Raw genomic sequence first — 24,252 nt, forward strand, 5'->3', positions numbered from 1 at the left:
ACAGGCAGTGACTTAGCAAGCCTCTGCATTTTGTGCGCCTGCAGCAAAAGCCAGCAGCAACTATCTTAGCGGGACTATCTTGTCGTTACCCAGTTCTTCGCTGATCGCAGATTTTCGTGGCGGATTATCTGTGCCCTCCAATCCCAGTCGCTCAAGAACGCGCGCAGCTTTCTGGCCGACCACGTAGTGGAAGAGCATGATCGAAAGTGTGTCCCCCAAGCTTATTTCGGACCCAAGCCCCTCAGAGATGAGCTTCTTTACTGCATCCAGGCTGTCGGCACTTGATCTGGTGATGGTCAGATCGATTCGAATGTCGCCTGTTGTAGGGATCGCCGACAGATGCTCCCGGATTGTTTCAGGTGCATGGTCCTCCAGCGCACACGGCAACCCGATCCGATCGGAAACCAGATTTCCGAGGGTCTGATAGCACCTGGTTTCGTTCGAACGCAGGCGCAGGCTCTCCGTCGTCAAATTGAAGAAATGCTCCGATATGTCGAGCGCGAGGGTGCACTGATCTCCTGTCATGGCACCTGCACCTGGCTATCCTCCATCCTTAGCTGTGGTTCGATAACGTAGACACGATTAAGCCGGGCTGACGGGATCCCCCCGAATCCGGTTAGCGATTCTAACTTCGCCCGTCATTGATCGCAATTAGAGGCGCGGACGCCGAATCAAAAATTCGTCTGCCCCGAGAAATGGGGCGGCGTGCCCCAGATAGTGGGGCGAGCTGCCCCGCATGCCGGGGCGCGCCGCCCCGGCCATCGGGGCAGGGTCCGATCAGACTCACATAAAATTCGTTTGCGAGACCGTGCCGTCGGGAACTGCGTTGCCGCCGATCGCTCGCCGGGACCACCCTTCAATTGGGCGCGGGTCAGTCGCGTTCCGTTTGAAGGGAAACTCTCATGCAGTCTGTCATAAAGTACAGCGGTCGTGCGGAGCTGGCGATCTTCGCTTTGGTCGCACTCGCGTTCGCGCTCCTGCTCTTTGCCGGCCCGGCCCTCGCCGGTGCCGACACGACGTTCGATACGGCGCTCACGAAGTTCACCGACTTCCTCGAAGGGTCGGGCGGCAAGATCATCACCGTCCTGTCGCTCGCGGGCGGCATCGTCGCGTTGGCCTCAGGCCGCTTCTCGATGGGCCAGATCGCCATTCCTGTCGGCGTCGGTGTGGGTGCCGGGACCGGCATTCCGATCGTCACCTCCACCGTCACGGCAACAATCTGAACAGTCCAAGGGTCGGCCGGAATAGCAGATCCGGTCGGCCTGCGGGGAGGGTGGTGATATGGCCGCGGACAAGTACGTCGTTCCGTCTCATCTGGATGATCCCGAGCTAATCGGGCTGTGGACGCTGGATGAGTTCCTAGCGATGGTTTTGCCATTCGTCTGGGGTATCCTGTCTCAGCATATTCTCATTGGCATGTTGCTTGCGGGCGCAGGCTGGTGGGGACTGAAGAAGGCTAAGGCAGGACGGGCGATCTCCTGGCTGCTTCACATGGCCTACTGGCATCTTCCGGCCGGCTTCACCGGCATGAAGGCCACACCGCCCTCCTATCTCCGGCTGATGGCGGGCTGAGATGGAAATCTCCTACACCCACGCTCAAAGCCAGCGGGTCCTGAAGCAGCGCAACCTGCTTGTGATCGTCGCCGGCGTCCTTGGCAGCCTGTGCGCCATCCTCGGTCTTGTGACAGTCACGCGCGACAGGGAGATTGTCCTTCAACCGATCCTGGCATCGCCGTTGGTCGTGAACTCTTCAGGTGTCTCGCGGCAGTATCTCGAGCTGGTCACCCGCGACACCGCGGTGCTGACGCTCGATCGCAGCCCGGCGAATCTCGAATACTGGATGAAGTCGGTACTCGATATCACCGCGCCCAGCGCGCAAGGAAAGATCCGCGCCGACCTGATGAAGATCGTCAACGAGCAGCGCGGCTCGTCGATCGCCCAGTTCTTCACCATCCAGACTATGGAGCTGGATACGAAGAATCTGCGGTCGACCGTCACCGGCGACCTGCACACGATCGTCGGCAACAAGGTCGTCTCCAGCGAGCGCCGCTCCTTCCGCTTCGATTGGCAATATTCCGGACTGTCCCTGAAGCTCGTGGGCTTCGGAATGGTGACGACCGGCAAGGAAAAGGATCAGTGATGTCGGTCTACATCATCGGCAGCGCCGCGACCGGCGCGGTCTTCCTGTCGCGCTATTATTGCATCGTGAGCCGGATGATCGGCGTTGCCCTAGTCGCCGTGAGCTTCTTCCTCATCACCTCCCCGGCTTGGGCGGACCAGACGGTGATGGCAGCCGACGGCAGCCAGGTTGATTGCGCAGCGTCGGCAAAGGATCTCACCAGGATCAGCTTGGTCGAGGACGAGTTTGCGTCGGTCTCGAAGATCTCGACCGGCAATCCGCAGGATGACTTTTCCGTCGTCAACGAACCGGTGCGGGGAGACATCTACCTCTCGGTGCCGGAGGGCTTCGCGCGCCCGGCGCTTTCGTTCTTTGCGACCAGCAAGCGCGGCTACGTCTACAAGATCGTGTGCCGGATCGCCGGCGAGCAGGCCGTGCAGCTCTTCATCTCCAATCCGGCGATCGCGAAGGCCAACGTGGAGGAGAATGGGGCGCCCCAGGCGGTGGTTGCAACCAGCCCGCAGGAAGCGGCGGTCGTCCTCATCCAGGCGATGTATTCAAACAGCGTCGCCGATGGCTACGAGATGCGCCAGCGCACTCTGCGGCCGGTCTATGTCGGCAATCTCAAGGTCCAGATGATCGCTGAATATCGGGGGTCGGAACTGACCGGCCGCGTGCTGCGCATAGAGAATCGCGGCGGGGAAGCCGTCACGCTGACGGAGAGCACGGTCGCGCCGAGCAGTGCGCTCGCCGTGTCGATCGCCGAGCCGAAGCTGGAACCTGGGAAGGTCACCACGGCCTACCTCGTCTCACAAACCGGGAGGCAGTGACATGGCCTGGAATGACTTCCTAAAACGCAATCGTGAGCCGTTGGATGGCAGCGATACTGAGGGCGTCTCGCCCATCTCGGCCGACCTGTCCGCGAACGAAAGCATCCGAAAAAAGCAGCGCATGCTGCTCGCCGGGGTCGCCGGCGTCGGCCTGGTGGCATCGTCCTTCTGGATCTTCGGCGGCGACGAGAAGGCGACCGGTACGAACGACGACGGGACCGCGAAGGTCGAGGTGTCGACCAAGGACATGGTCAACAAGAATCTCAACCAGCAGGAGTGGATGGCGCTCTCCGAAAACCAGATGCAATCGGTCGAGAATCAACTGAAATCGGTCAACGGCCAGCAGCAACGCCTGGACCAGCTTTCGCAGCAGGTCGAACTGCTCAAGGGGGAAAATCAGGCGATGCGGGCGGACGGCTCGCGCGTCCTCTCGGCTTATCAGCAAGAGAATGAGGCGCTGCGCCGACAGGTGGCTTCCGCCCGAACTACGCCGGCGCCAGCGCCCGCGACCGGGCCGGGCGCGATGTACGGGCCCAACGGGACCCAGGCCTATCAGCGTCCGGATGGGCCGAACGCGTCTGCCAATGGTCGCCCGATGCCGATGGGAGGCGCCGCCGAGGTCAAGCTGGTCAGTTTCCAGACCGCAGATGCCGGCAATGCCACGCGCGTCGCTAAGGGAACGACCACCTTCAGCGACAGCATCAACTATCTGCCGCCCAACAGCTTCGCCAGTGCCAAGGTCATAGTCGGCGTTGACGCGAGCGCCGGCGTCAACAGCCAGACCGACCCCTTGCCGGTCGTGCTTCGCGTCACTGGCCCGGCCCGTTCCGTCTATCAGAACGGGCGCCTCCTAACGACCAAGATCGAAGGCTGCCTCGTGAACGGTGCCGCCCGCGGCGAGCTCTCGAGCGAGAAGGTCTACGTCAAACTGCAAAAGATGACGTGCCCGCAGCCTGGCGGGCGCTACGCCGTCTCCGAGGTCAAGGGGTTCATCGCCTTTGGCGGCAAGACAGGGGTGCGCGGCCGAGTGGTCAGCCGGGAAGGCTCGCTTGCCATGCAGGCGTTTCTGGCCGGTCTGGTCAGTGGTGGCGGCAACGCTCTCAACACCGCTTTCAATCAGCCGCTCGCCAGCATCAGCACCGACGGGGAGGGGGGCGTCAACCGCACGCCCAACTTCGGCAGCGTCGGCCTGCGCGCGCTCGGCGGCGGTGCCGCGGAATCGGGCAAGGACGTCTCGAAATATCTGATCGAGCGGGCCGAGCAATATCAGCCCGTGATCGAGATGCCGACCGGCATCGATGTCGAAATCGTTTTCCTGGAGGGTGTCTATGTCCGCAATTGATCGTCTGCGAAAGCTGCGCGCGTTCGCTCGCCCGGCGCCGATTGTAGCGGCCGCTGCCGCGCTCGGCGTTGCCGGAATCGCTCTTGCAGCCGATGTCGCCGGCAAGGATGACGCCAAGGTCAGCCTGCTCCTGAAGACCAGGCTTCCGAAGACGCCGATCAACAAGCTCGATTGCGATAAGATCGACGGGCTGTGCGAAGTCACCTCGGGCGCGAACCTCTTCTACGTCAATCATGGCGCGCGCTATCTGATCATCGGTCGTGTCTACGATATGGAGACGCGCCAAGACCTGACCGCGGCGCGGCTGCTCGAGATCAATCCGGACATGCTGGTGGGCGGGGCCGCCAAGGCGAACGCCGCGGTATCCGATGACGGCGAGGCTGGCGAAATCGCAGCGACGGCGCGCGGTGTCGGCAAGACATCCGCGCCGGTCCGCCCCGTCTCGCTCAACCTGTCTGGGCTTCCGGCCGACGGGGCCATTGTCTGGGGCAACCGGTCGGCCAAACAGAGCATCACCATCTTCACGGACTTCCGTTGCGGTTATTGCAGGGCGCTCGCCAGCGTCTTGCGCGGCATGGATGTGAAGGTGGTCGAGCGTCCGATCTCGGTCCTCGGTAGCCGCGACATCGCCGACCGCGTCTATTGCTCCAAAAACCAGGAACAGGCGCTGCATGCCGCCTATGCCGGTGAGCCATTCAAAGCGCCGGCGAGCTGCGACACCAAGGGGCTCGATGCAAACGAGCGCTTCGCGCGCGAGCATGGGCTTAATGCGACGCCAATCATCGTTCGGGGTGATGGCGCCGTCCTGGAAGGATATCGGCCCAAGGAGTTTCTCGAGGCCTGGCTGCAGGGGACGCGGTCGTGACGGCGCGGCACGCCCTGTCGCTGCGCGGCTGCGCGATCGCCGCTCTGTCCCTGCTTGGCGGGTGCGCCACGTTCGGCAGCAATGTGAAGGGAAGTTTTTCCTGTAAAGCGCCCGATGGCATCTGCGCGCCATCGTCCTCGATCGACGATCGAGCACTCGCGATGATCACCGGAGAGGGCACTGTCGAGCGTTCATCGCCGGCCAGCAGCGGGCCGGCCAGGCAGTCTGCACCCAGATCCTCGCACATCGCCTTTTTAGGACAAGCGCCGGCACCTCAGATCGATGCGCGCCGTACCCAGGAGCGCGTGCTGCGCATTGTCTTTCAGCCATATATCGATGAGCGTGGCCGCCTTCATGAGGTGACGGCAGTCCATGCCGTGGTGCAAAGCGGGGAATGGCAACAACAATTCCTCGTCAATGCAACAGCGATACCGGACCGAGATGCGATTGTCGCTGCTGAGCAGCCGGAATCGCTCGCCGAAGCGGTCGATCGAGCGGAACTGGCAAGCCGAGCGACGGGCGGCGTCGACCCCAATCTACCCGATCCTGCGGCCGTCGCGGCAGCCCGCGCCCGTGCAGCCGACCCGGTCAAAGCGATCAAGGACGATGTTGCGACCCGTCTAGCCCCCAAGGCGGGCCGCACACCGACGCCCCCGGCCACTAACGTCTCCTCCAGGCGCGCGGAATCGCGCAGCGTCGAGGGAGCAGTGCCGGGGGCGCCGACTATCGAAGCGAAGGTGCCGCCGCTCGCAACGGCAGACAAAGCCTCGGCCGGGACCGCCCCGGCGCCGGAGGGCGCAGACAGTGCGACCGCGATCGGCGAAGCAATCACGCGGGTGAGAGGCTCTACCGAATACCAGGCGCGCTCGGCTCAGGCAGCGAGCGACGCGAAGGCAGCAGCTCTGCCCGGATCGACGCCGACACCCGAGCCCAAGACGAAGCCCACCGTGCGCGCGGCGAACTTCCCGGCCGCTGCTCCAGAGGAAAATTGAGATGGCGAGCGGCTTCCTCGATGAGTTGCTGTCCGGTATCTTCGGCGACAGCAAGCGACCGGACACCCAGCGGCCGGACCTGGTGGTCCCGATGCTTGCGCATTGGCTCCCTTATCGAAGCTTCGACCCGAAGACCGGTATCTTCTACAATAGCGCCTCGCGCGGCTTCGTGATCGAGGCCGCGCCGCTGGTCGGCGCGGACGAGCGGACGGGTGAGATCCTGGCGCAGTTCCTGTCCGAAGGCATTCCCGCGCCCGGCTGCCTTCAGATTCACCAATGGATGTCGCCGCGCATCGGCGAGCAGCTCTCGAAATGGTATCTGCCCCGCTACTCGGCGCGCGGCGTTTACGAACGGATGGCCAAGCACCGGGTCGACTTCCTGACGGACGGCGTCTGGAATTCGCTTTCAGCCGACGCGCCGTTTTGCCTTCGCCATCATCGGGTCGCGATATCCTACTCGACGCCGGAGTCCTCAAACATCACGATCGAGCAGATCGTATCGCTCATGGACGGGCTGATCTCGGCTCTTCAATCGGTGAACGTATCCGCCCGCAAGATGGACCCGGTCGCGCTCATCGGCTGGATCGACGATATCACGTCGCCGACCACCGCCGCTGGCGACGATGCGGTGAGCTACAACCCTCTCGACCCGATCGCCGATCAGGCGATCCGAAGGGATATCGAGCTGCATATCGAGCCGGACCGCATGTTGCTGCGGACCGAGCGCTTCCGGCCGACCGGAAAAACGCTGAAGGGCGCGCCGGAGATCGGGGAGATCTACCCCGACGTGTTCGATGTGCGCTCCTTCTCGGTGCGCAACCTGCCCACGCGCTGGGCGCCATGGGACGTAACCCGGCTGATCGGCGACATCTTTACCGACAAGCTGCGCATGCCATGCCCCGTATCGACCAACCTGTGCATCGAGTTCCCGGACCCGCAGGCGTCGACCAACAAGGCCAGCTACAAGTTCATGCGAACGACCAGCCTGGCCGATTCCAAATCGTCCCGCTTCCTGCCGCAGCTCCGCGAGCAGTCGCAGGAGTGGCGACACGTCAATGAAGAGATCCGGCAGGGCAGGAAGCTCGTGCGCGTGTTCTTCAGCGTCACGTCGTTCTCGCCGAAAGGGCAGGGCGACAGCAACGAGCGAGTGCTGAAGTCGGTCTACCGTGCGGCGGGCTGGGATCTTCTCGATGACCGCTACCTGCAGGTGATGGGTCTGTTGTGCGCGATGCCCATGACGATGGCCAATGGCCTGTCAAAGGATCTCGAGCGCATGAAGCGGATGCGCACTCTGCTCACGACGACGGCCGCAAATCTCGCGCCGCTGCAGGGGGAATATCTCGGCGGAAGCATTCCCCACCTGCTGCTGATCGGCCGGCGCGGACAGCCCTTCTTCTGGAGCCCCTTCGAGAATGCCGCCGGCAATCACAACGTCGCCGTGTTCGGCAAATCGGGCTCCGGCAAGTCGGTCGCGCTGCAGGAATTATGCGGCTCGCTCTGCGGTGCCGGCGCGCGAGTGGTCGTGATCGACGACGGGCGTTCGTTCGAGCATTCGGCCAAACTTCAGGGCGGCGCCTTTGTCGAGTTCACCATGAGCTCGGGCTTCTGTCTCAATCCCTTCTCGATGATCGACGAGGCCCAGGCCGCCGAAGACGAGGACTATCTCCTCGACTGCATGGCAATGCTGAAGGCCATCATCAATCAGATGTCCCGGCATATCAACCTGCTCGACGACACCGAGCGCGGGCTGATCGACGGTGCCGTGAACCAGGTCTGGGAGGCGCACGGCAGCCGCGGCTCGATCGATCTTGTCATCGAGGCGCTCGAGGCAACCGGAAACGGGCTGGCCGCGAACCTTGCGATCGCGATGCGGCCCTTCTCGTCGGGCGGCACCTACGGCCGCTTCTTTCAGGGCGAGGTCTCGTTCGAACTTTCGGCCCAGCTCACGGTCTTCGAGCTCTCCGATCTGTCTGCCCGTGAGGAGCTGCGCAGCGTCGTCCTGACGGCGATCATGTTCATGTCGCAGCAGATGATGCGCAAGCTGGATCGTTCGATCCCGAAAGCGCTACTCCTCGACGAAGCATGGCAGATGCTCCGCGGCGGGGCGATGGCCGATTTCATCGAGACCTACGCGCGTACCTGCCGGAAATATGGCGCATCGCTGGTCACGGCGACGCAATCGCTGAACGACTATTACAAATCGGCCGGATCGGTCGCGGCGCTCGAAAATTCCGACTGGTTCGTGATCCTCCAGCAAAAGCCGGAGACGATCGCAGACTTCAAGAAGCATGACCGCTTCGAGATGGACGATCACACCGATGCGCTGTTGCGATCCTTGAAGCGCAACGGCTTCGAATATTCGGACATCATGATCAAAGGGCCCGACACCCTCGCTGTCGGCCGCCTGGTCCTCGACCCCTATTCCGCAGCGCTGTTCTCCTCGAGTCCGAAGACTTTTGCGGCGATCGACGCTCTGATCGCCGAGGGCCTCAGCATGGACGAGGCGATCGAGCGGATCGCGTTTCCGAACAATCCCGAAAAGTGGGTCAGCAATCTCGTCCCGGAGGACGAGATCGCGATCGCGGCGGAGTAGCAGGGATGGCGACGCATCCGGTCCCGACCACCGCCCGGCGATACATCGGGTTCACGCGCCATGAATGGCAGACCATGCTTCATTTCCTGCTGCATGGGCTCGGCTTTGTCGCGTCGACGATGCTCATCACCTGGGGCCTCTTCTGCCTCTTCTTCCTCGCGATCGGCGGCTTCTCGTTCGATGGTTTCGTCCATCAGCTCAATAATTTCACGACGCGCTACGTTGCCGCGGACCCGGCGCGCACCGCCGCCTTCCTCAACATGTTCGCGATCGCGCACATGATCCTTTCCACCGCCGTCGTCGCTCTTCGCGCCAATCGCATCCTTCCGCAGCGTGCGGATGAGGGAGTTCCGCCTCATGGCTGACCAACCCCAACTCGACCTTCCTCCCCCTTCCGCGCCTGAGACCCGAGCAGCGAAGCGCAGGGTCGGTTTTGGCGGCTTCACGCGCGTCCAGATGCTGATCCTGTTGCTGCTCGTCGCTGCGATCATCTGGGGAATGTGGGTGACGCGGGCACTGACCCAGTCGAAACAAGACCATATCGTTTCGGCACGGTTGTCGGCGCTGGTCGGCGACTATGTCGAGGCACAGCGCTTCTCAGGCTCGCCGCCCGACCGCGTGCGCGCCGAGATGCAGGCGTTCATGTCCTCGCTCGACAAGGAACTGCAGCGCAGGAGCCAAGACGGCCAGATCGTGCTTGTCGGTGAAGCCGTGCTCACCAAGAACGTGCCGGACATCACCGACAGCCTGAAAATGGCGGTCTTTGCCTCGGGCGTTCCCGAACCCAAGCGTATGTCCGTCGAGGAATTGCAGCGGATGCAGGAGCTCTCGGCTGCCCAATCGGCGCTGGCCGCCTCGCGTGCAGCACCGCTGGCGGCGCCGGGGGCAACCATCGATCCGATGGCTGGCGTCCCCGGCGCCAGCCCTCAGGTGCCCGCGGGCCAGGCTTTTCCGGCCCAGCCAATCCCGCCGCAGATTCCCGGTGCGTCCGTCTCGACGTTCGGAGGACCTGATGGCAACGGCGGCCAATAGGGTGGAAGCCCTGCGTTGGCGTCCCCGCACGCGCATGTGGGGGATGCTGGCGGTGGCCGTCGCCGGGACGCTTGGCTTCGGCGCGATCGGCGAATGGCGTGATGGCCACGCCCTTTTGATCAACACGACGGACTCGCTCCCGAATTGGGCGTTTCTCATCCAGCGCCACAAGCTGCCGGCACGCGGCGACTATGTGTTCTTCGATCCGCCGCCCGGCGAGCTCCTCCGCCGCCATTTCGGCGCGAAGCCACAGATGTTCGGGAAGATCGCCTACGGCGTGCCCGGCGACATCATCAGCCATATCGGCCGGACGGTCGCCGTGAATGGTCACCCGGTCGCGCAGATGAAGCCCTTCACACGCTTCGGCGAGCCGCTGACTCCTGGCGCCACCGGACGGGTGCCGGCCGGATGCTATTTCGCGGCGACGCCTCACAAGGACGGCTTCGACAGCCGTTACGGCGAAATTGGCTTCGTCTGCGGGCGCCAGATCATTGGGACAGGGGAGCCAATCCTATGAGGATGCTTGTCACGAGCTGCGTGTGCGCGGTTGCGGCGCTAGGCGCGGCGCTCGTCTTTCCCCCGATGCGGTCGGAAGCGAAGGATTATGGCCAGGCGGCACAGGCATTTCCGGTGATCGAGCCGGATCTGCTTTCGACGATCGAAGCCCGACTGCGCAGGGCCGAGGCGAGTGGCGAACTCGCGCGCACCAATGAGATGTTTGCCAAGCGCGTCGAGGCGAAGGTTCGGCGTCCTGATCCCGTGGCGGGGATAACCGCGGCGCGAGCGGCCCGAAGCTGGGACTTCGATCCTTCGGTCATGATGGAGCGCGACATTCGCGATCAGAAAGGAAACCTGATCGCCGCGGCCGGCCAGCGTATCAATCCGCTCGACTTCGTCTCGGTCCGACAGGACCTCGTCTTCATCGATGGTGACGACCCCGCGCAGACGGCGTGGGCCATCGAGCATTACTCCGACATCAAGGCCAAGATCATCCTGGTCAATGGCTCGCCGGTCGAGCTGATGACCGCGAAAAAGCGGCGTTTCTATTTCGACCAGGCAGGCAAGCTCACGACCCGGTTCGGCATCGAGCACACACCGGCAATCGTCACCCAGGCCGGCAGGGTGATGCGCGTGTCCGAAGTCGCGCTCAAGCCCGGAAAAACAGGCTGATGCCACCTTGGCTAGACATGCTTCGCACGCCGATGGCGGCCCCCGAGACCGGCGCGCTGCGACGTCTGCGCCTGATTTGGCAGATGCTTTGTCTGATGCTCGGCGCCGCGATTATTGGCCTGCAGCCGCTATCGCTCGCCTTCGGGCGGGCGGCGCCATGCGCGATCGCAGTACTTCTGCTTGCCAATATCTGCACGACCGCCGTCTACCTCGCGCGGAAGCATCGCGCCGACACCTCATTTCTGGAAGCAAGCGGGGAGGAGCAATGATGCATAGCGCGCGATGGGCTCTGCGGCTCCTCCTGACGATGATCGCCGCCTTCATTCTCGCGCCGAGCGCTCAGGCGGCGGGACCGACCTGTCACGGGAAGTTCGTCAACCCGATCACCGATGTCTGTTGGTCGTGCCTCTTCCCGCTGTCGGTGGGCGGCCTCAAGATCTGGCCGAGCGGCCGGCCGGATACAGCCAATCCGGCTTCGCCTATTTGCGCCTGCGGCAGCCCCATTCCTCGGATCGGTATCTCCGTCGGTTTCTGGGAACCAGCGCGCCTCGCGGACGTGACCATGAAGCCTTGGTGCTTTCCGAACCTTGGTGGTATCCGCATCGCACCCGGCTTCGACATCGGACAGGGCTATTTGGCCGGCCCGTCGATGGTGGGCGGCCGCTCCCAGAGCACGGCCAAATGGCACGTCCATTGGTATGTGTACCCGCTCCTCTACTGGATGGAAATCCTGACCGACTTCGTCTGCTTCGAGCAGGCAAGTTTCGATATCGCGTACATGACCGAGATCGACCCGCTCTGGCAGGACGACTCGCTGACAGCACTTATCAACCCGGAAGCCATCGTTTTTGCCAATCCGATCGCCCAGGTTGCCTGCGCCGGAGACTGCATCGCCGGCACCGCCCATTTGCCGCTCGATCCGCTATTCTGGTGCGCTGGCTGCCAGGGCAGCATGTATCCGCTCAATGGAAACGTGCCGTCGTCGATCGGCCACGTTCAGTCCTCGCGGCTCGCGCTGTCGCGCTTTGCGTACAAGATGCACCGCGAGGCGCTGGCGTGGGGAACGATGGGGTCGGCGGGCCTCTGCAAGAAGTACCTCATGCCGATCATGCGGAAGCAGCAATACCGCTTTCAGATGGTCAATCCGATCCCGACCGTGAGCGGTCGCTTCGCTTGCTCCGCGATCGGGGCATCCACCATGCCGCCCGACGCAGGCCGCGCCTATCCCGCCGGTGGCGAGGACATGGGCTACCTGGTCTGGCGCAAACGCAACTGCTGCGTTCTCTAGGGGGGCCTTTCGATGCGCGGATATCTTTGGGCTTCTACTGCTGTTCTCGGCATCGCCAGCATATCGGCGGTGCTTGCGCAGAGCGTCGATGGGATCGACGTTCAGGCGATCAAGAAGCGCTCAGCCGAGCTTCAGGCTGATGCCGAGGCGTTCGTCAATCAGGTGAAGGACAGGGGTGATGCGTTCCGCGAGGAGGCGGCCAATGTGAATGACGGTGGCATGGCCAACATGCAGCGCGTTGCGAAGACCGATCTGCCCAAGGGGCCCGCTGGTCCGGTCGACTTCGACGAAATCGTAGCGGGCGCCGCGTCGAACGCGACGGTGGGGAAGGGCGAAGCACCCCAGTTCATAGTGTTTGCCAGCCTGTCGATGCCGCCACAGGCGCTCAAGCAATTGATCGGCGATACCGCGCGCGCGGGCGGTGTGGTCGTCTTCCGGGGCTTTCCGAACAATTCGATGAAGGAGTTTTCGTCCGCCCTCGGGAAGATCGTGACCCGGCAGGACGATTTCGCCAATGTCGGTATTGATCCGCGCCTCTTCCGCGCTTTCGACGTCCAAGCTGTTCCGACCTATATCGCCGTCTCGTCCGATTTCGACCTTTGCGCCGGTTTCTCGTGCCAGACCAAGGTTCCGCCCCACGACCGTCTCATTGGCAACGTCTCGGTTGAATATGCGCTCGAGCAGTTTGCCGAGGGGAATGGCCCGGGTGCCCGCGTCGCCGCCGTTGGGCTCTCCAACATGCGCAAGGTCAATCGGTGAGGTCGATCCCCGCCTCGGCTGCGCTCGTTGTCGCGCTGATGGTCGTAACGCCGGCGCTGGCGCAAACGACCGTCGAGGAGGCGCGGGAGCAGGGCAAGGAGCTCGGCACCCAGAAGCGCAACGATCCGACGCTCGTACCGTCGAGTGACGCCCAGGCGGCAGCGGTCCCCGGCTATTCCGGCCCGAGCCTGCCCGAAGGTTCCTATTTCGACGATCCCGAGCGACTTGAGGCGGCCGGTCAATCGGCGAAGTCCTCGAACGAGCAATATCGCATCACGACGGACGCCGATCGGACGCGCGCGACGTTCAGCAATTCGGAGATCTTGGCGGCCACGCAGAGGGCGACGTCGGTTGAGAACGATCCATCCACCTATCTGGCCGGTGAAGATTATAGCGGCGGTGGCGGGTCTTGTGTGCCGTTGCCACCGGCGGTTGGGAACGCAGGCTACTACGAAGCGACCTGCAATCAGGGCACGAAGATCGAGGACCAGCCGCGCTCCTGCTCGATCACGATGGTGCCGGAGACGACGACGGTCGACGCCTTCAAATTCTTTGTGGTTCCCAACAGCGCCTACGGCACCCCGTTCGCACGGTACGATTCGATGGCGCCGCATATAACGGCCGGGACATGCCGTCCGACTGGCGTGGTGATGCAGGCGTGCGCCGCCCATCGCATCTACGGCGTTTCGACGAACAAATTTTGCGACGATTACAACGCCACCGAATATGTTTGCTCCCAGGACCTGACGGGAATTGCCTTCCTCCCTAGCCCGATTACCGGACGGGATTGGCATGCCAAAACGACCGACACGCAGGTCACCGTCAAGAGGGCCGACGGCTGTGGACCTCTTACAGCGGATGCCATGTGCACGGCCGATCCTGCGGGGGAGATTTGCACCGAGGGCCCGGAGACCCGCGTCATCAATGGGGTGCCGATAACCCAGGCATGCTGGGCGTGGAAAAGAGACTTCACCTGCCACACGCTGACTCCCGCCAGCGACTGCGGCGACCTCGAGAGCAATCGGGCCTGCACCTATTTGCGGACCGAATGCCTTGATGACGAACCGAACGGCGGCGCATGTCAGGTCGAAAACCGGGTTTATAAATGCCCGACGCCCTTGAGTGGGACCAGCGACGCACCGCAATATATTTGCGGCGACGATGTCTACTGCATCAACGGTGATTGCGAGCCGATCGTTCGCGAGGCGTCGACCGAATTCAAGGATGCGCTCGTCGCCTTGCATTCGATCGACCAGGCCGGTGAGGAGTTCGACGAGACCAATTTCACGGTCTTCAAGGGCAATCGCGAGACCTGTCACAAGCCGGTGTTCGGGCTCATCAACTGCTGCGCCGGCAAAACGTCAGGCCTGCTGACGGTCGGTGCAGGCGCAGCCGCACTGGCCGGCGGGCCTGCGGCGATCGCCGCGTTGGCGACGCCCTTCCTGACCCTGTTCGCTTGTTCGCAGGACGAGATGAAGCTCGACATCAAGGATCGGATGGGTCTGTGCCACAATCTCGGAACCTATTGCTCATCGAAGATCCTCGGCATCTGCACAACGAAGCGGACCGCCTATTGCTGCTTTGAAAGCAAGCTCAGCCGCGTGCTTCAGGAACAGGGCCGGCCACAGCTCGGCAAGCCTTGGGGGAGCGCCAAAAAGGAAACGTGTCAGGGCTTCACCGTCGACGAATTTGCCCGCCTCGACCTCTCCGTCATGAATTTCACCGAGGTGTATGCGGACTTCATGGATGCGGCGAAGCTGCCTGACGAAGTCCAGACGATGACGGACATCCAGGCGAAAATTCAGTCCTACTACGACCTCCACGGAAAATGAGGCGGGTCAGATGTGCACCACGCCGGGGGGAGGCCGTCCGAAGCCAGAAAGTCAGGGAGAATGATCATGTCGATGCCGCTTCTTGAGCTGCCCGTCATCGCGGCAGCGCTGCTGCTTCAGCCAGCGCACGAGAGCCCGTCGCCGCGCCCGCCGTGCGCCTCCCGGCACGCCGCAACGGTGGCCGATTGCTGTGTTCATTTACCGGATTGGGAAGCGCGCAAAGAAAGCCCGCCCCGCGAACGCCCTGCACAGTCGCCCGGTAAGGCCGAGGGAGGGACGGAACATGGCAATTCTTGACCGGACGGTGATCCTTGCGGCAGCTCTCTCGGCGGCGATTTGGGCGCCCGCGCTTGCCCAGGACGCGCCCGCGGCCCGAAATGATACCATCGAGCAGGATCGGCCGGACGAATTCTACTGCGGCGAGCGCAGGCTGGGGCAGTGGTTCTATTGCGCGAAGCCAAAGCCGATGGACAACGCCAAGCCGGCGACGCCTGTCGAAGCGGATCGCGCCACGGATCGGATCGCCGCGATCGCCAAGCAACTCGACGAGCTGAAGGCCAAGGCCATCCTCGAGCCGACGGAAGCGAACGTCATCAACTATATCCGCTTCCAGCGCGAACAGCTCGATCGCGCGTCGACATTCTCGGACACCTGGCAACGCGCGCTCTGGCAGAACCCGGACCTCGACTATACGCTGCAACGCCCGGTTTCGACGGTCGGCAAGCGTCTGTGGCTCGATAATCGGAAGGCCGACCGCGATGCTGTCCTCACCAGCCTCGGCCAGCGCTACGGGCTGTTCTATTTCTATGCCCAAAGTTGCGGCGCGTGCGAGGTGTTCGCGCCGATCCTGCGATCGGTCACCGATAGTCATCGGATGACGGTGATGGCCGTATCCATGGACGGCGGGCCGAGCAGGGATTTTCCGAATTACGTCGTCGATTCCGGGCAGCGGGCACGAATGGGTGTGCCGGGCAATGAAACGCCTGCGCTGGTCCTGTTCGATACCCAGACCAAGCGGACGATTCCGGTCGGCTACGGCGTGCTCAGCGCCGACGAAATCATGGACCGCATCTTCATGCTGACCAACACCAAGGTCGGGAGCGACTATTGATGACACAGGCAAAAAAGGGCGTCCTGCGCCGGAAGTTCGGCTCTGGTCTGGCGTTAATCGCAGCTTCCCATTTCGCGATCGTCGGCGTCGCGCACGCTGATGTCGCGTCTGAGATGAACGGCTTCTTCAACGATGCCGGTGGCGCCGCAAATGTCACCGGGCCGACGGCATTCCAGGGTCAGTCCGCGGGCTATTACTCGCTTGGCAACGTGTGGACCCGCTTTCCGCAGAAGAGCGTCTCGCCGTTCAATCTGCAGCTTCCGAGCGCGCGGGCGGGCTGCGGCGGCATCGACCTGTTCGCAGGCAGCTTCTCCTTCATCAACGCCTCGGAAATCGTGGCGATGTTGAAGGCGACCGCCAACAATGCCCTTGGTTTCGCCTTCAAGCTCGCGATCGATTCCGTTTCGCCAGAGATCGGGAAGGTAATGGATGAGTTCAGCCAGAAGGCGCAGCTTCTCAACCAGATGAATATATCGAGCTGCGAGACGGCGCAGGCGCTGGTCGGTGGAATCTGGCCGCAGATGGAAACCACCCGCTCGACGATCTGCGAGGCGGTCGGCAACAGCCAGGGCATATTCTCCGATTGGGCCGCTTCACGGCAAGGCTGCAACAACGGCAACCGCCGGGACAGCACAATCGCTGGCAATACCGATGCGAGCATGAAGGACCAGCTCGTCGGCGAGCCACACAACTACACTTGGGAGGCGCTGAAGAAGTCCGCCAAATTCGGGGCGTTCGACCAGTCATTCTCCGAATATATCATGACGCTCGTCGGCACGGTGATCACCACGCCATCAACCGATCCGAGCGTAGGCGGGAAGGTCATCATGTTCGGGCCCGCCGAGGAGGCGGTGGTTACGGCGCTGCTCGACGGCACGGCGAACGCACCGGCGGTGAAGATGCTCAAGTGCAACGACACGGATTGCTACGATGTCGGTGAGCAGACCCTGACGGTGCCGGCCTCGTCGGCGTTGCGGCCGCGGATCGCAGGGATGATCCGCTCGATGAGCAGCAAGATCAGGACGGACACCGCGCTCGACGGTTCGGAGAAGCAGCTCCTCAACCTCGCGACCGTACCGCTCTACAAGATCCTGTCAGTCCAGGCCTATGCGCATTACGCGCTGACCGACGGCGAAATCGAAACGCTCTCAGAGATCGTCGCAGTCGATCTGCTGGCCGCGATGCTCGATAACATGCTCGATCGCGTCGAGCAGGCGCAGACTCACTATCAGACGTTCGACCAGGCCACCGCGACGCAGTGGAAACAGCAAATCGCTGCGACGCGGCAGAAATTCGCGCAGCGTGACGTGAAGCTCTCCAACAAGCTGCAGGTGACGATGCAGATCATCGATCGCAGCATCATGCTCGAATCCACGCTCCAGAATTCGATGACGCCGGGCATGGCGTCCGCGCTCAATTTCTCGCGCGGGTTGAACGCACAAGGGCTGAATTAGGGCAGGGGAGCCGGCGCGATGCTCGAGGTCTTTACGGTCGGGGGCGGGGAATATCTCGTCAACACCTTCAACGCCGTCGCTGCCTGGTCCGGGGGAGGTGGATACCGCTCGCTCCTCCGCGTCGTGATGGTGATGGGGCTCATCTACTCTCTGCTCGTCGTCGCCTTCACGATGAACTTTCGCGTGTGGATGAACTGGTTTCTGCAATCGACGGCGATCTATCTCTGCCTCATGGTGCCGACCATCGACGTGAAGGTCACCGACCGGATCAATCCGTCACTGGCACCGGCAACGGTCGCGAACGTGCCGCTCGGGCTTGGTGTTCTGGCAAGTTTCACCACGCAGATTGGCGACTGGCTGACGCGGACGGCCGAGACCGTTTTCGTGATGCCGAGCGAGCTCAACTATTCGACCAACGGCATGGTCTATGGCGCGCGCCTGTTCGACGCCACTCGCAACTTCGTGATCCGCGATGCCGAGTTCTCGACCAATCTTGAGGAGCATTTCAAGAAATGCGTCTTCGGGGACGTGATGCTCTACCGGAAGTCGCTGACCGTCCTGGCGCAATCGAAGGATCTCTGGGCGGAAATCGGTCCCGGCTCGGAAGCCCGATCGCAGGAATGGCTCGAACGGCAGGGCGATGGGACCGTCACCAGCGCGATCGTCACCTGCCGGCAGGCTTACGACATGCTAAATGCGCGGTGGGCGCCGATGATCGAGGCGAACACGCCGTTCTGGGGGAAGGAGCTTTACCCGAAGCTGAGCAACGCGCTGGCGGCCGACAAGCTGAGGCACGATCTGCCGATCGCCAATGCCGCGTTCACCGGCTCGGGCAGCAACTACAGCGATTCCATGCGGCAGAACACGGCGATCAACGCCTTCATGCAAGCCCGCAACAGCATGGCGGGCGGATCGGGCGCGGCGACGATCGACACCTTCGCGCAGACCCGCGCCGACATTCAGGCACGCAACACTTATAATTCGATCGCACAGCAGGCGATGGCCTGGGTGCCCATCCTCAACATCGTGCTGACCGTGGTCTTCTTCGCGATGTTCCCGGTGATATTCCCATTGTTCCTGATGCCGCAAACGGGTCTCGCGACCCTGAAGGGCTATGCGATGGGCTTCTTCTATCTCGCAGCCTGGGGGCCTCTCTATGTCATCCTGCACATGATCTGCATGACAAGAGCCGAGGCCGCCGCCGCGGGGGTCGCGCCCGGCGGCGTCACGCTGGGCACCTATGCCGGCATCGGCGCCGTGAATGGAGAGACTGCGACGATCGCCGGCTTCATGCTGATGAGCATCCCATTTCTCGCCGCGGGTCTTGCACGGGGCGCGATGTCGATCGCGGGCCAGGCGACCTCGATGCTTGCGCCGGCACAGAACGCCGCCGAGGCTGCCGCGCTGGAACAGACCACGGGAAACTATTCTTACGGCAATGTGAGCTGGGCGAATGCGACGTCGAACATGCGCCAGAGCGACCAATGGTCGATTGCGCCGAGTTTCACGGGCGGTGCGACCAGCGTGGGTTGGCGCCAGGACAACGGCGCCGTGGTGTCGGGCTTCGGCAATGGACAAGATGTCATCGACATGTCGGGCGCGATCTCGCGGCTGGGGTTCACGCCAACCATGAACAGCGGCACCGTCGCGGAATGGCGGGAAATGTCGAGCGCGGCGCATCGCCAAGCGCAAGCGTGGGAGAATGCCGCGCAGGATATTCTGACCAGCACACACACGAACCGAAGTGCGTTTGGGGTCTCGTCCGAGCGATCCAGAGGCTTTGAATCTGGAAGCGGGTCCACCGCAAATACAAATGTCGAGAAGTTCGATCGTGTTACCGGGTCGAGCTCGCAGGGCCTAGAGGAGCGCTCCTCGACCGGGTTGACCGATCGGATCTCGATGGGCCGTGATCGGTCAGCCGGCACGCTCGATCAGGTGACCGGCGGGATCAATGGCGGCATCGGCGGCGGCGGAGGTCGTAAGGGTGGCGGTGGGCGGGCAGGCGGCGGGGGACTTCTTCCCAATGTCGGCGGTTCCCTTGGGGTCAGCAAGACCGGGCAACAGGTCGACAATCTTCGCTATGGCACGGATCAAACGCGTTCCTCCGACAGCTCCAGCTCGTCTTCAAGCGGTGTGCGCGACGAGCACTCCAACGGCAGCGGAGCTAGCACATCCGACGGCACTTATGTTCGTTCAGGCTCGTTCAGCCGGTCATCGGTGACGTCATCGTCCTCGGTGAGCACCGAGGACGCCCTTTCGCGGGCACGATCCTATTCCGAGGCCGCGCGGCGTATGGAAGAGCTATCGCAATCCCTCGCGCGCGATGCGAGCTTCGCCGAATCGCACGGGATGCAGCTCAGCGAGAATATGAGCCAGGATCTTGCGCAATGGTACAGGCTGCAACAGGCCCTTCATCCCAACCTTGATGCGCCCGAGCTTTGGGCGACCGACTTAACGCCGCAGAAGCGCGCGGTCCGTGACCAATTGATTCAACAGTGGGCACAGGAAAAACGAGACGCGCTTTGGTCCGAGATCAGCGGCGATATCAAGGACCCGTCGCTGGTCGACGTGTCGCGGATCGATCTCGACGCCGGCGATGTGCGCGGCTCCTATAATCCGCGCGGGGTTAGCGGGATCGGTAGCGGTGGGGGAGGCGGCGACCCTGGCGCCGCTGCCCGCATGATCGCTGATGGACAGGCGAAGCTGGACGGTGATCGGGCGGCAGCGGAAGCCGCCCGTAACAATCGCGGTGGCGCGAATGTTGATCTACAATCCGAGGTCGGCCGCGAACTCAATCGCGGTTTCTTCACCGATCCGAACTTGCGGAAGTAAAGGACCGGTCAGAGCGTCAGGTAAAGATAGGCACCCGTCGCCACGAGCAGGACAAGCGAAATCACGCCACCGATCAGGCGGCCACGCGAAAGCTCGCTAGTATCGTCATCGCTCTCGTCGGAATTGATCTCATGCGGCATCGGATCGGCCGGCCTATAGATTGGGCCGCCGGGTAGATCTTTGGTGAATGCGTATGTGATCGTATCAAACATGGGCGACTTTCTACCGCCGACATCATATCATTGAGTAACTTCGCATTCAAACCGGAATAGGCCGATGCGGACACGTGCCACAATCGCAAATTCTGTTAAACCAATTTTGAAAAGAGACATTCTCGCGCAAGTTAGAAACGAGACTCTCGCTGGCGATAGGGCTGCCCAACCGTCGTTATGAGCCGGGGCAGTGTGGAGCCCTCCACACAGCTCAACGCTGCCCCGGCTCATAACGACGCTCGCTGTCGACAAACCAAAGGAACCATCGCTCTGCGATGAGCTCCCTCAATATTGAACAGACAGAGCGAAAGCTTCGTTGGCGGGCGTCTTTTTAACCGCCACCGAAATGGCTGGCCAACGTGTCGGCATGGCTCCACGCGATCGATCGCATGAACGCATCGACGTAGTCTCCTGCCTTGGCGCCGTAATCCATCGCGTAGGCATGCTCGTACATGTCGAGCGCGAGGAGCGGCGTGCTCCCGGCGAGGGTCGCGGTGTGGTCGGAGGCCCATTGGTTGGTCAGCCGGTTGTCGCGGTGGCTCCACTGGAGCAGCACCCAGCCCGATCCTCCGCCGAGTGCCTTGCCCATCCCGGTGAACTCCGCTGCCCAGCGATCGAAGCTGCCGAAGTCACGCTCGATCAGCTGGCCAAGCATGCGACCCGGGCGCGACGTTCCGCCAAGGCCAGCGAAGTAGAGCTCGTGCAGAATCATCGAATTCCAGGCGATCAGTTCCTCGCGCTTGAGGCCGTTGACCGTGAACCCCGGCGCCTTGATCGGATCGATCCCCGCGAACTGCGTGCTGATCGCCCCGAGCCGCTTCACCGCGCCGACGTAGTTGTTGTCGTGATGACTGACGAGCAGCCGCTCGGACAAGCCGGTGATCGACTTCGGATCGAACGGCAGCGGAACGGGCTGCGGCGCGAACGCTTTGCCGGCGGGACCGGCCGCGGCCGGAGCCTGTGCCACGGCTTCGGCCGAACCGAGGGCGGCGGCACCAAGAGTCACCATCGCGCCGGCGGCGAGAAGGTTGCGGCGATCAATCGTGGGGTCAGTCATGGGCGTCTCCTTTGGAAATGGCTGTGGCCGGTCATCCGACCAGCCCGGCGAGGTGAAGGGCGACGCCTGCGGCCGAAGCGCCGCCGAGCGTCAGGCAGATACCGACCTTCAGGCGGAACATGGCGATGATCGCCGCAAGCGAGATGGCGAGCGCCCACGGATCGACGCTGGTCAGCATCGGCATGTCGAACTCGATCGGGCCGGCCCGCAGCGGCCGCACCTGCCGGAAGATCGTGTGGATCGCGAACCAGACGGCAAGGTTGAGCACTACGCCGACGACAGCCGCGGTGATCGCCGCGAGCGCGCCGGAGAGCGCCTTGTTGCCGCGCATCCGCTCGATGAACGGCGCGCCGAGGAAGATCCACAGGAAGCAGGGAATGAACGTTACCCAGGTTGCGAGCAGTCCGCCGAGCGTCCCCGCGAGCAACGGAGAGAGCATCCCCGGATTGCGATAGGCGCCCATGAACCCGACGAACTGGAGCACCATGATCAGTGGTCCGGGCGTCGTCTCGGCCATACCGAGACCGTCGAGCATCTCGGTCGGGCTGAGCCAGTGATAGCCCTCGACCGCCTGCTGCGCGACATAGGCGAGCACCGCGTAAGCACCACCGAACGTCACCACCGCCATGGTCGAGAAGAAGGTGGCGATCTGGCTGAACACATTGGTCCGCCCGAGGAGCAATAAGAGCACCGCAACCGGTGCCAGCCACAGCACCATCCAGACGACCGCCTGGCGCAGCGACTGACGAATCGTGGGATTGGCGTGCGCGGGCAGCGCCTCGCCGAGCAGCGTGTCGGCATCCTCGACGATCTCGCCCTTGGCCGCGCCGTGCCCGCCGCCGACCTGGAACGCGGCGATCCCCGCGCGCCCACCGAAATAGCCGATCAGGCCAGCGCCGAGCACGATGACCGGGAACGGCACGCCGAGGAAGAAGATGAGCAGGAATGCCAGCACTGCCAACCCGCGCATGATGGTGTTCTTGAGTGCGCGGCTGCCGATCCGCACGACCGCCTGCAACACCACCGCGAGCACCGCGCACTTGAGGCCGAAGAACAAGGCAGAGACGATGCCGACCCGGCCGTAGAGCGCGTAGATCCAGCTCAAGGCCATGATCGAGACCGCGCCGGGCAGCACGAACAGCGCGCCGGCGACAATGCCGCCACGCGTCTTGTGCATCAGCCAGCCGATATAGGTAGCGAGCTGCTGCGCCTCGGGACCGGGAAGCAGCATGCAATAGTTGAGCGCGTGCAGGAACCGATGCTCGCCGATCCAGCGTTTCTCGTCGACGAGGATGCGGTGCATCACCGCGATCTGCCCGGCGGGACCGCCGAACGAGAGCGCGGCGATGCGCAGCCAGACCCAGAAGGCTTCGCCAAGTGTGACCGGCGCGACCGGTCCCGGCTGCCGCGACGACGCGACGCCCACTTCCACGGATGCGGTGCTCATGCCGTCACCGGCTTCGCGCGCGCGCCTTTCGGTTGATGCGAGACCCAGTCATGGGTCTCCCCGGTCGCATCGCGGCACCAGCGATAGAGCGCGTCATAGACGAGCATTCCGGCGTCGAGTTGTTCGAGATCGTCGGCATACATGCGCGACAGACCGAGCGACAGCGCGACCAGCCCCGCTGCCTCGGGAATGATATCGGGACGCCCGGTATCGGCGCCGCGCACGATCATGGCGAGATGGGCAAGCGGCTTGACCCCGGCCAGGCCGAGCCCGTCGAGCATCACGTCAAAGGTGCAGCGATCGCCGTCGTGGCTCCAGCGGATGCCGTCGCCCTCGATGTCGAACGGCGCCGCACCGAACCGGTCTGCGACCCCGACCACCTCGCCGGGCGCAACGAACAGGAAGACCGCGTTCGGATCGACGAAGCGGCGGATCAACCAAGGGCAAGCGATGCGATCGACCTTCGGCCGCGCGCGTGTGACCCACACGGTACGACCCTGCGGATCGCGCGTTGGCAGGATCGCTTCGGGCACCAGCGGATAACCGGCATCGACCCACGCCTTGACGCCGCCGTCGAGTGCTTCAGCTTCCGCGCCATCCTGCCGCAACCATGCGGCAGCGCCCTGGCTGAGCTTGTGGCCTTGCCAGCACGCGACCACGACCGGCCTGCCGCGGAAGCCGCCCGCCCAGTTGGCGACCTCGGCCCAGGGTCGGCGCATCGCACCGGGAATGAGGCGCGGATCGGCGGCGAAGTCTTCGTCGGTGCGAACATCGATGATGACCGGCGCCTTGGGCGTGCCGATCAGGCGAAATAGTTTGTCGACTTGGATGGAATTGAGCGCAGGCATGATGCGTCCTTGAGTTATCAAGAAGGACGCGATGCTTCAGCCTGTCGCCTCATGGGGTGATCGCGATCCCCATGCCGCGAATAAGCCTCCGGAGCCCGCGACTGTCAAGAAAGCTCTGCGCAAGAAAGCGCATTGGTCAGAGATATTTGGAGATCGCGCGGAACTGCGCGATCGCCTCCGCCGGTCCTTCACCCTCCTCGGCATGGACGAGGCAATGGTCGATATGATCGTTGATCAGTGCCTTCTTCGCGCTGGCGATCGCGCTTTCGACCGCCTGGAGCTGCTGCGCGATATCGACGCACGGCCGCTCCTCCTCGATCATCCCGACGATGCTTTTCAGGTGACCAGCGGCACGGTTCAGCCGCTTGATGATCGCCGGATGATTGGAGTGTGCATAGTGGGCCATGAGATAGCATCGCATGCAGGCGACCGACTGTCGAGAAAATATCCCCCTGGGGGGATAGACATG

Annotated in this window: 25 protein-coding genes; 19 read left to right on the forward strand and 6 right to left on the reverse strand. The window is 63.1% G+C overall.

Going from position 1 to position 24,252, the window contains the following annotated elements; genetic code table 11:
- Positions 1-60: 60 nt before the first annotated feature.
- The gene (locus F7P65_RS01270; RefSeq protein WP_150289960.1) at positions 61-525 is read right to left on the reverse strand and encodes a hypothetical protein; all 465 of its coding nucleotides are present in this window, start codon (positions 523-525) and stop codon (positions 61-63) included.
- A gap of 377 nt (positions 526-902) precedes the next feature.
- Here F7P65_RS01270 and F7P65_RS01275 point away from each other — a divergent pair, with 377 nt between their 5' ends.
- From F7P65_RS01275 to F7P65_RS01365, 19 genes are all read left to right on the forward strand, one after another.
- Entirely contained in the window at positions 903-1,223 is a 321-nt protein-coding gene (locus tag F7P65_RS01275) for a TrbC/VirB2 family protein (RefSeq protein ID WP_066701143.1), read from the forward strand.
- Positions 1,224-1,281: 58 nt separating this feature from the next.
- Positions 1,282-1,572 carry a type IV conjugative transfer system protein TraL gene (gene traL, locus F7P65_RS01280; protein ID WP_066701142.1) on the forward strand — a complete coding sequence of 97 codons (291 nt, stop codon included), beginning with the start codon at positions 1,282-1,284 and terminating at the stop codon, positions 1,570-1,572.
- 1 nt (position 1,573) lies between these two features.
- Complete coding sequence (locus tag F7P65_RS01285) at positions 1,574-2,140, forward strand: type IV conjugative transfer system protein TraE (RefSeq protein ID WP_066701141.1); 567 nt, start codon at positions 1,574-1,576, stop codon at positions 2,138-2,140.
- Positions 2,140-2,949, forward strand: a complete 810-nt coding sequence (locus F7P65_RS01290) for a type-F conjugative transfer system secretin TraK (RefSeq protein WP_066701140.1) — start codon at positions 2,140-2,142, stop codon at positions 2,947-2,949. The genes F7P65_RS01285 and F7P65_RS01290 overlap by 1 nt, the downstream gene beginning before the upstream one ends.
- Position 2,950: 1 nt before the next feature.
- On the forward strand, positions 2,951-4,291 hold the full coding sequence (locus tag F7P65_RS01295; RefSeq protein WP_066701139.1) for a TrbI/VirB10 family protein: 1,341 nt from the start codon (positions 2,951-2,953) through the stop codon (positions 4,289-4,291).
- The gene (locus tag F7P65_RS01300) at positions 4,278-5,156 is read left to right on the forward strand and encodes a DsbC family protein (protein WP_066701138.1); all 879 of its coding nucleotides are present in this window, start codon (positions 4,278-4,280) and stop codon (positions 5,154-5,156) included. The genes F7P65_RS01295 and F7P65_RS01300 overlap by 14 nt, the downstream gene beginning before the upstream one ends.
- Positions 5,153-6,148 carry a TraV family lipoprotein gene (locus tag F7P65_RS01305; RefSeq protein WP_150289961.1) on the forward strand — a complete coding sequence of 332 codons (996 nt, stop codon included), beginning with the start codon at positions 5,153-5,155 and terminating at the stop codon, positions 6,146-6,148. Before F7P65_RS01300 ends, F7P65_RS01305 begins: the two co-directional genes overlap by 4 nt.
- A gap of 1 nt (position 6,149) precedes the next feature.
- Positions 6,150-8,741 carry a type IV secretion system protein TraC gene (gene traC, locus F7P65_RS01310; RefSeq protein ID WP_066701136.1) on the forward strand — a complete coding sequence of 864 codons (2,592 nt, stop codon included), beginning with the start codon at positions 6,150-6,152 and terminating at the stop codon, positions 8,739-8,741.
- A gap of 5 nt (positions 8,742-8,746) precedes the next feature.
- Positions 8,747-9,106, forward strand: coding sequence for a hypothetical protein (locus tag F7P65_RS01315; protein ID WP_066701135.1), 360 nt, complete (start codon positions 8,747-8,749; stop codon positions 9,104-9,106).
- Positions 9,099-9,773 (forward strand): TrbI F-type domain-containing protein, encoded by a 675-nt coding sequence (locus tag F7P65_RS01320; RefSeq protein WP_066701134.1) that lies wholly within the window; start codon positions 9,099-9,101, stop codon positions 9,771-9,773. Before F7P65_RS01315 ends, F7P65_RS01320 begins: the two co-directional genes overlap by 8 nt.
- Positions 9,754-10,290 carry a S26 family signal peptidase gene (locus F7P65_RS01325; RefSeq protein ID WP_066701133.1) on the forward strand — a complete coding sequence of 179 codons (537 nt, stop codon included), beginning with the start codon at positions 9,754-9,756 and terminating at the stop codon, positions 10,288-10,290. The genes F7P65_RS01320 and F7P65_RS01325 overlap by 20 nt, the downstream gene beginning before the upstream one ends.
- Complete coding sequence (gene traW / locus F7P65_RS01330; protein WP_066701132.1) at positions 10,287-10,943, forward strand: type-F conjugative transfer system protein TraW; 657 nt, start codon at positions 10,287-10,289, stop codon at positions 10,941-10,943. Before F7P65_RS01325 ends, traW begins: the two co-directional genes overlap by 4 nt.
- Positions 10,943-11,212, forward strand: a complete 270-nt coding sequence (locus tag F7P65_RS01335; protein WP_066701131.1) for a hypothetical protein — start codon at positions 10,943-10,945, stop codon at positions 11,210-11,212. Before traW ends, F7P65_RS01335 begins: the two co-directional genes overlap by 1 nt.
- A complete protein-coding gene (traU, locus tag F7P65_RS01340; RefSeq protein ID WP_096367889.1) occupies positions 11,212-12,231 on the forward strand; it encodes a conjugal transfer pilus assembly protein TraU in 1,020 nt (339 codons plus the stop codon). Before F7P65_RS01335 ends, traU begins: the two co-directional genes overlap by 1 nt.
- Before the next feature lie 12 nt (positions 12,232-12,243).
- Positions 12,244-12,990, forward strand: coding sequence for a type-F conjugative transfer system pilin assembly protein TrbC (trbC, locus tag F7P65_RS01345; protein WP_066701129.1), 747 nt, complete (start codon positions 12,244-12,246; stop codon positions 12,988-12,990).
- A 38-nt stretch (positions 12,991-13,028) separates the two neighbouring features.
- Positions 13,029-14,822 carry a conjugal transfer protein TraN gene (locus tag F7P65_RS01350; protein WP_150289962.1) on the forward strand — a complete coding sequence of 598 codons (1,794 nt, stop codon included), beginning with the start codon at positions 13,029-13,031 and terminating at the stop codon, positions 14,820-14,822.
- A 283-nt stretch (positions 14,823-15,105) separates the two neighbouring features.
- Entirely contained in the window at positions 15,106-15,933 is an 828-nt protein-coding gene (locus tag F7P65_RS01355; protein ID WP_083216030.1) for a conjugal transfer protein TraF, read from the forward strand.
- Complete coding sequence (locus F7P65_RS01360) at positions 15,933-17,387, forward strand: conjugal transfer protein TraH (protein WP_066701128.1); 1,455 nt, start codon at positions 15,933-15,935, stop codon at positions 17,385-17,387. The genes F7P65_RS01355 and F7P65_RS01360 overlap by 1 nt, the downstream gene beginning before the upstream one ends.
- A gap of 18 nt (positions 17,388-17,405) precedes the next feature.
- A complete protein-coding gene (locus F7P65_RS01365) occupies positions 17,406-20,219 on the forward strand; it encodes a conjugal transfer protein TraG N-terminal domain-containing protein (RefSeq protein WP_066701127.1) in 2,814 nt (937 codons plus the stop codon).
- An 8-nt stretch (positions 20,220-20,227) separates the two neighbouring features.
- Here the strand turns inward: F7P65_RS01365 and F7P65_RS01370 are convergent, their stop codons facing one another.
- The 5 genes from F7P65_RS01370 to F7P65_RS01390 form a co-directional block, all read right to left on the reverse strand.
- The gene (locus F7P65_RS01370) at positions 20,228-20,431 is read right to left on the reverse strand and encodes a hypothetical protein (RefSeq protein WP_066701126.1); all 204 of its coding nucleotides are present in this window, start codon (positions 20,429-20,431) and stop codon (positions 20,228-20,230) included.
- Positions 20,432-20,762: 331 nt separating this feature from the next.
- Positions 20,763-21,488 (reverse strand): superoxide dismutase, encoded by a 726-nt coding sequence (locus F7P65_RS01375; protein WP_083216031.1) that lies wholly within the window; start codon positions 21,486-21,488, stop codon positions 20,763-20,765.
- Between the two features lie 31 nt (positions 21,489-21,519).
- Complete coding sequence (gene chrA, locus F7P65_RS01380; RefSeq protein WP_066701125.1) at positions 21,520-22,935, reverse strand: chromate efflux transporter; 1,416 nt, start codon at positions 22,933-22,935, stop codon at positions 21,520-21,522.
- Positions 22,932-23,783: a chromate resistance protein ChrB domain-containing protein gene (locus F7P65_RS01385; protein ID WP_066701124.1), complete on the reverse strand. Its 852-nt coding sequence runs from the start codon at positions 23,781-23,783 to the stop codon at positions 22,932-22,934. Before F7P65_RS01385 ends, chrA begins: the two co-directional genes overlap by 4 nt.
- Positions 23,784-23,919: 136 nt before the next feature.
- Positions 23,920-24,189, reverse strand: coding sequence for a metal-sensing transcriptional repressor (locus F7P65_RS01390; RefSeq protein WP_066701123.1), 270 nt, complete (start codon positions 24,187-24,189; stop codon positions 23,920-23,922).
- Positions 24,190-24,252 lie beyond the last annotated feature (63 nt).

The organism is Sphingobium estronivorans (assembly GCF_008692605.1).
GTDB classification, from domain to species: domain Bacteria; phylum Pseudomonadota; class Alphaproteobacteria; order Sphingomonadales; family Sphingomonadaceae; genus Sphingobium; species Sphingobium estronivorans.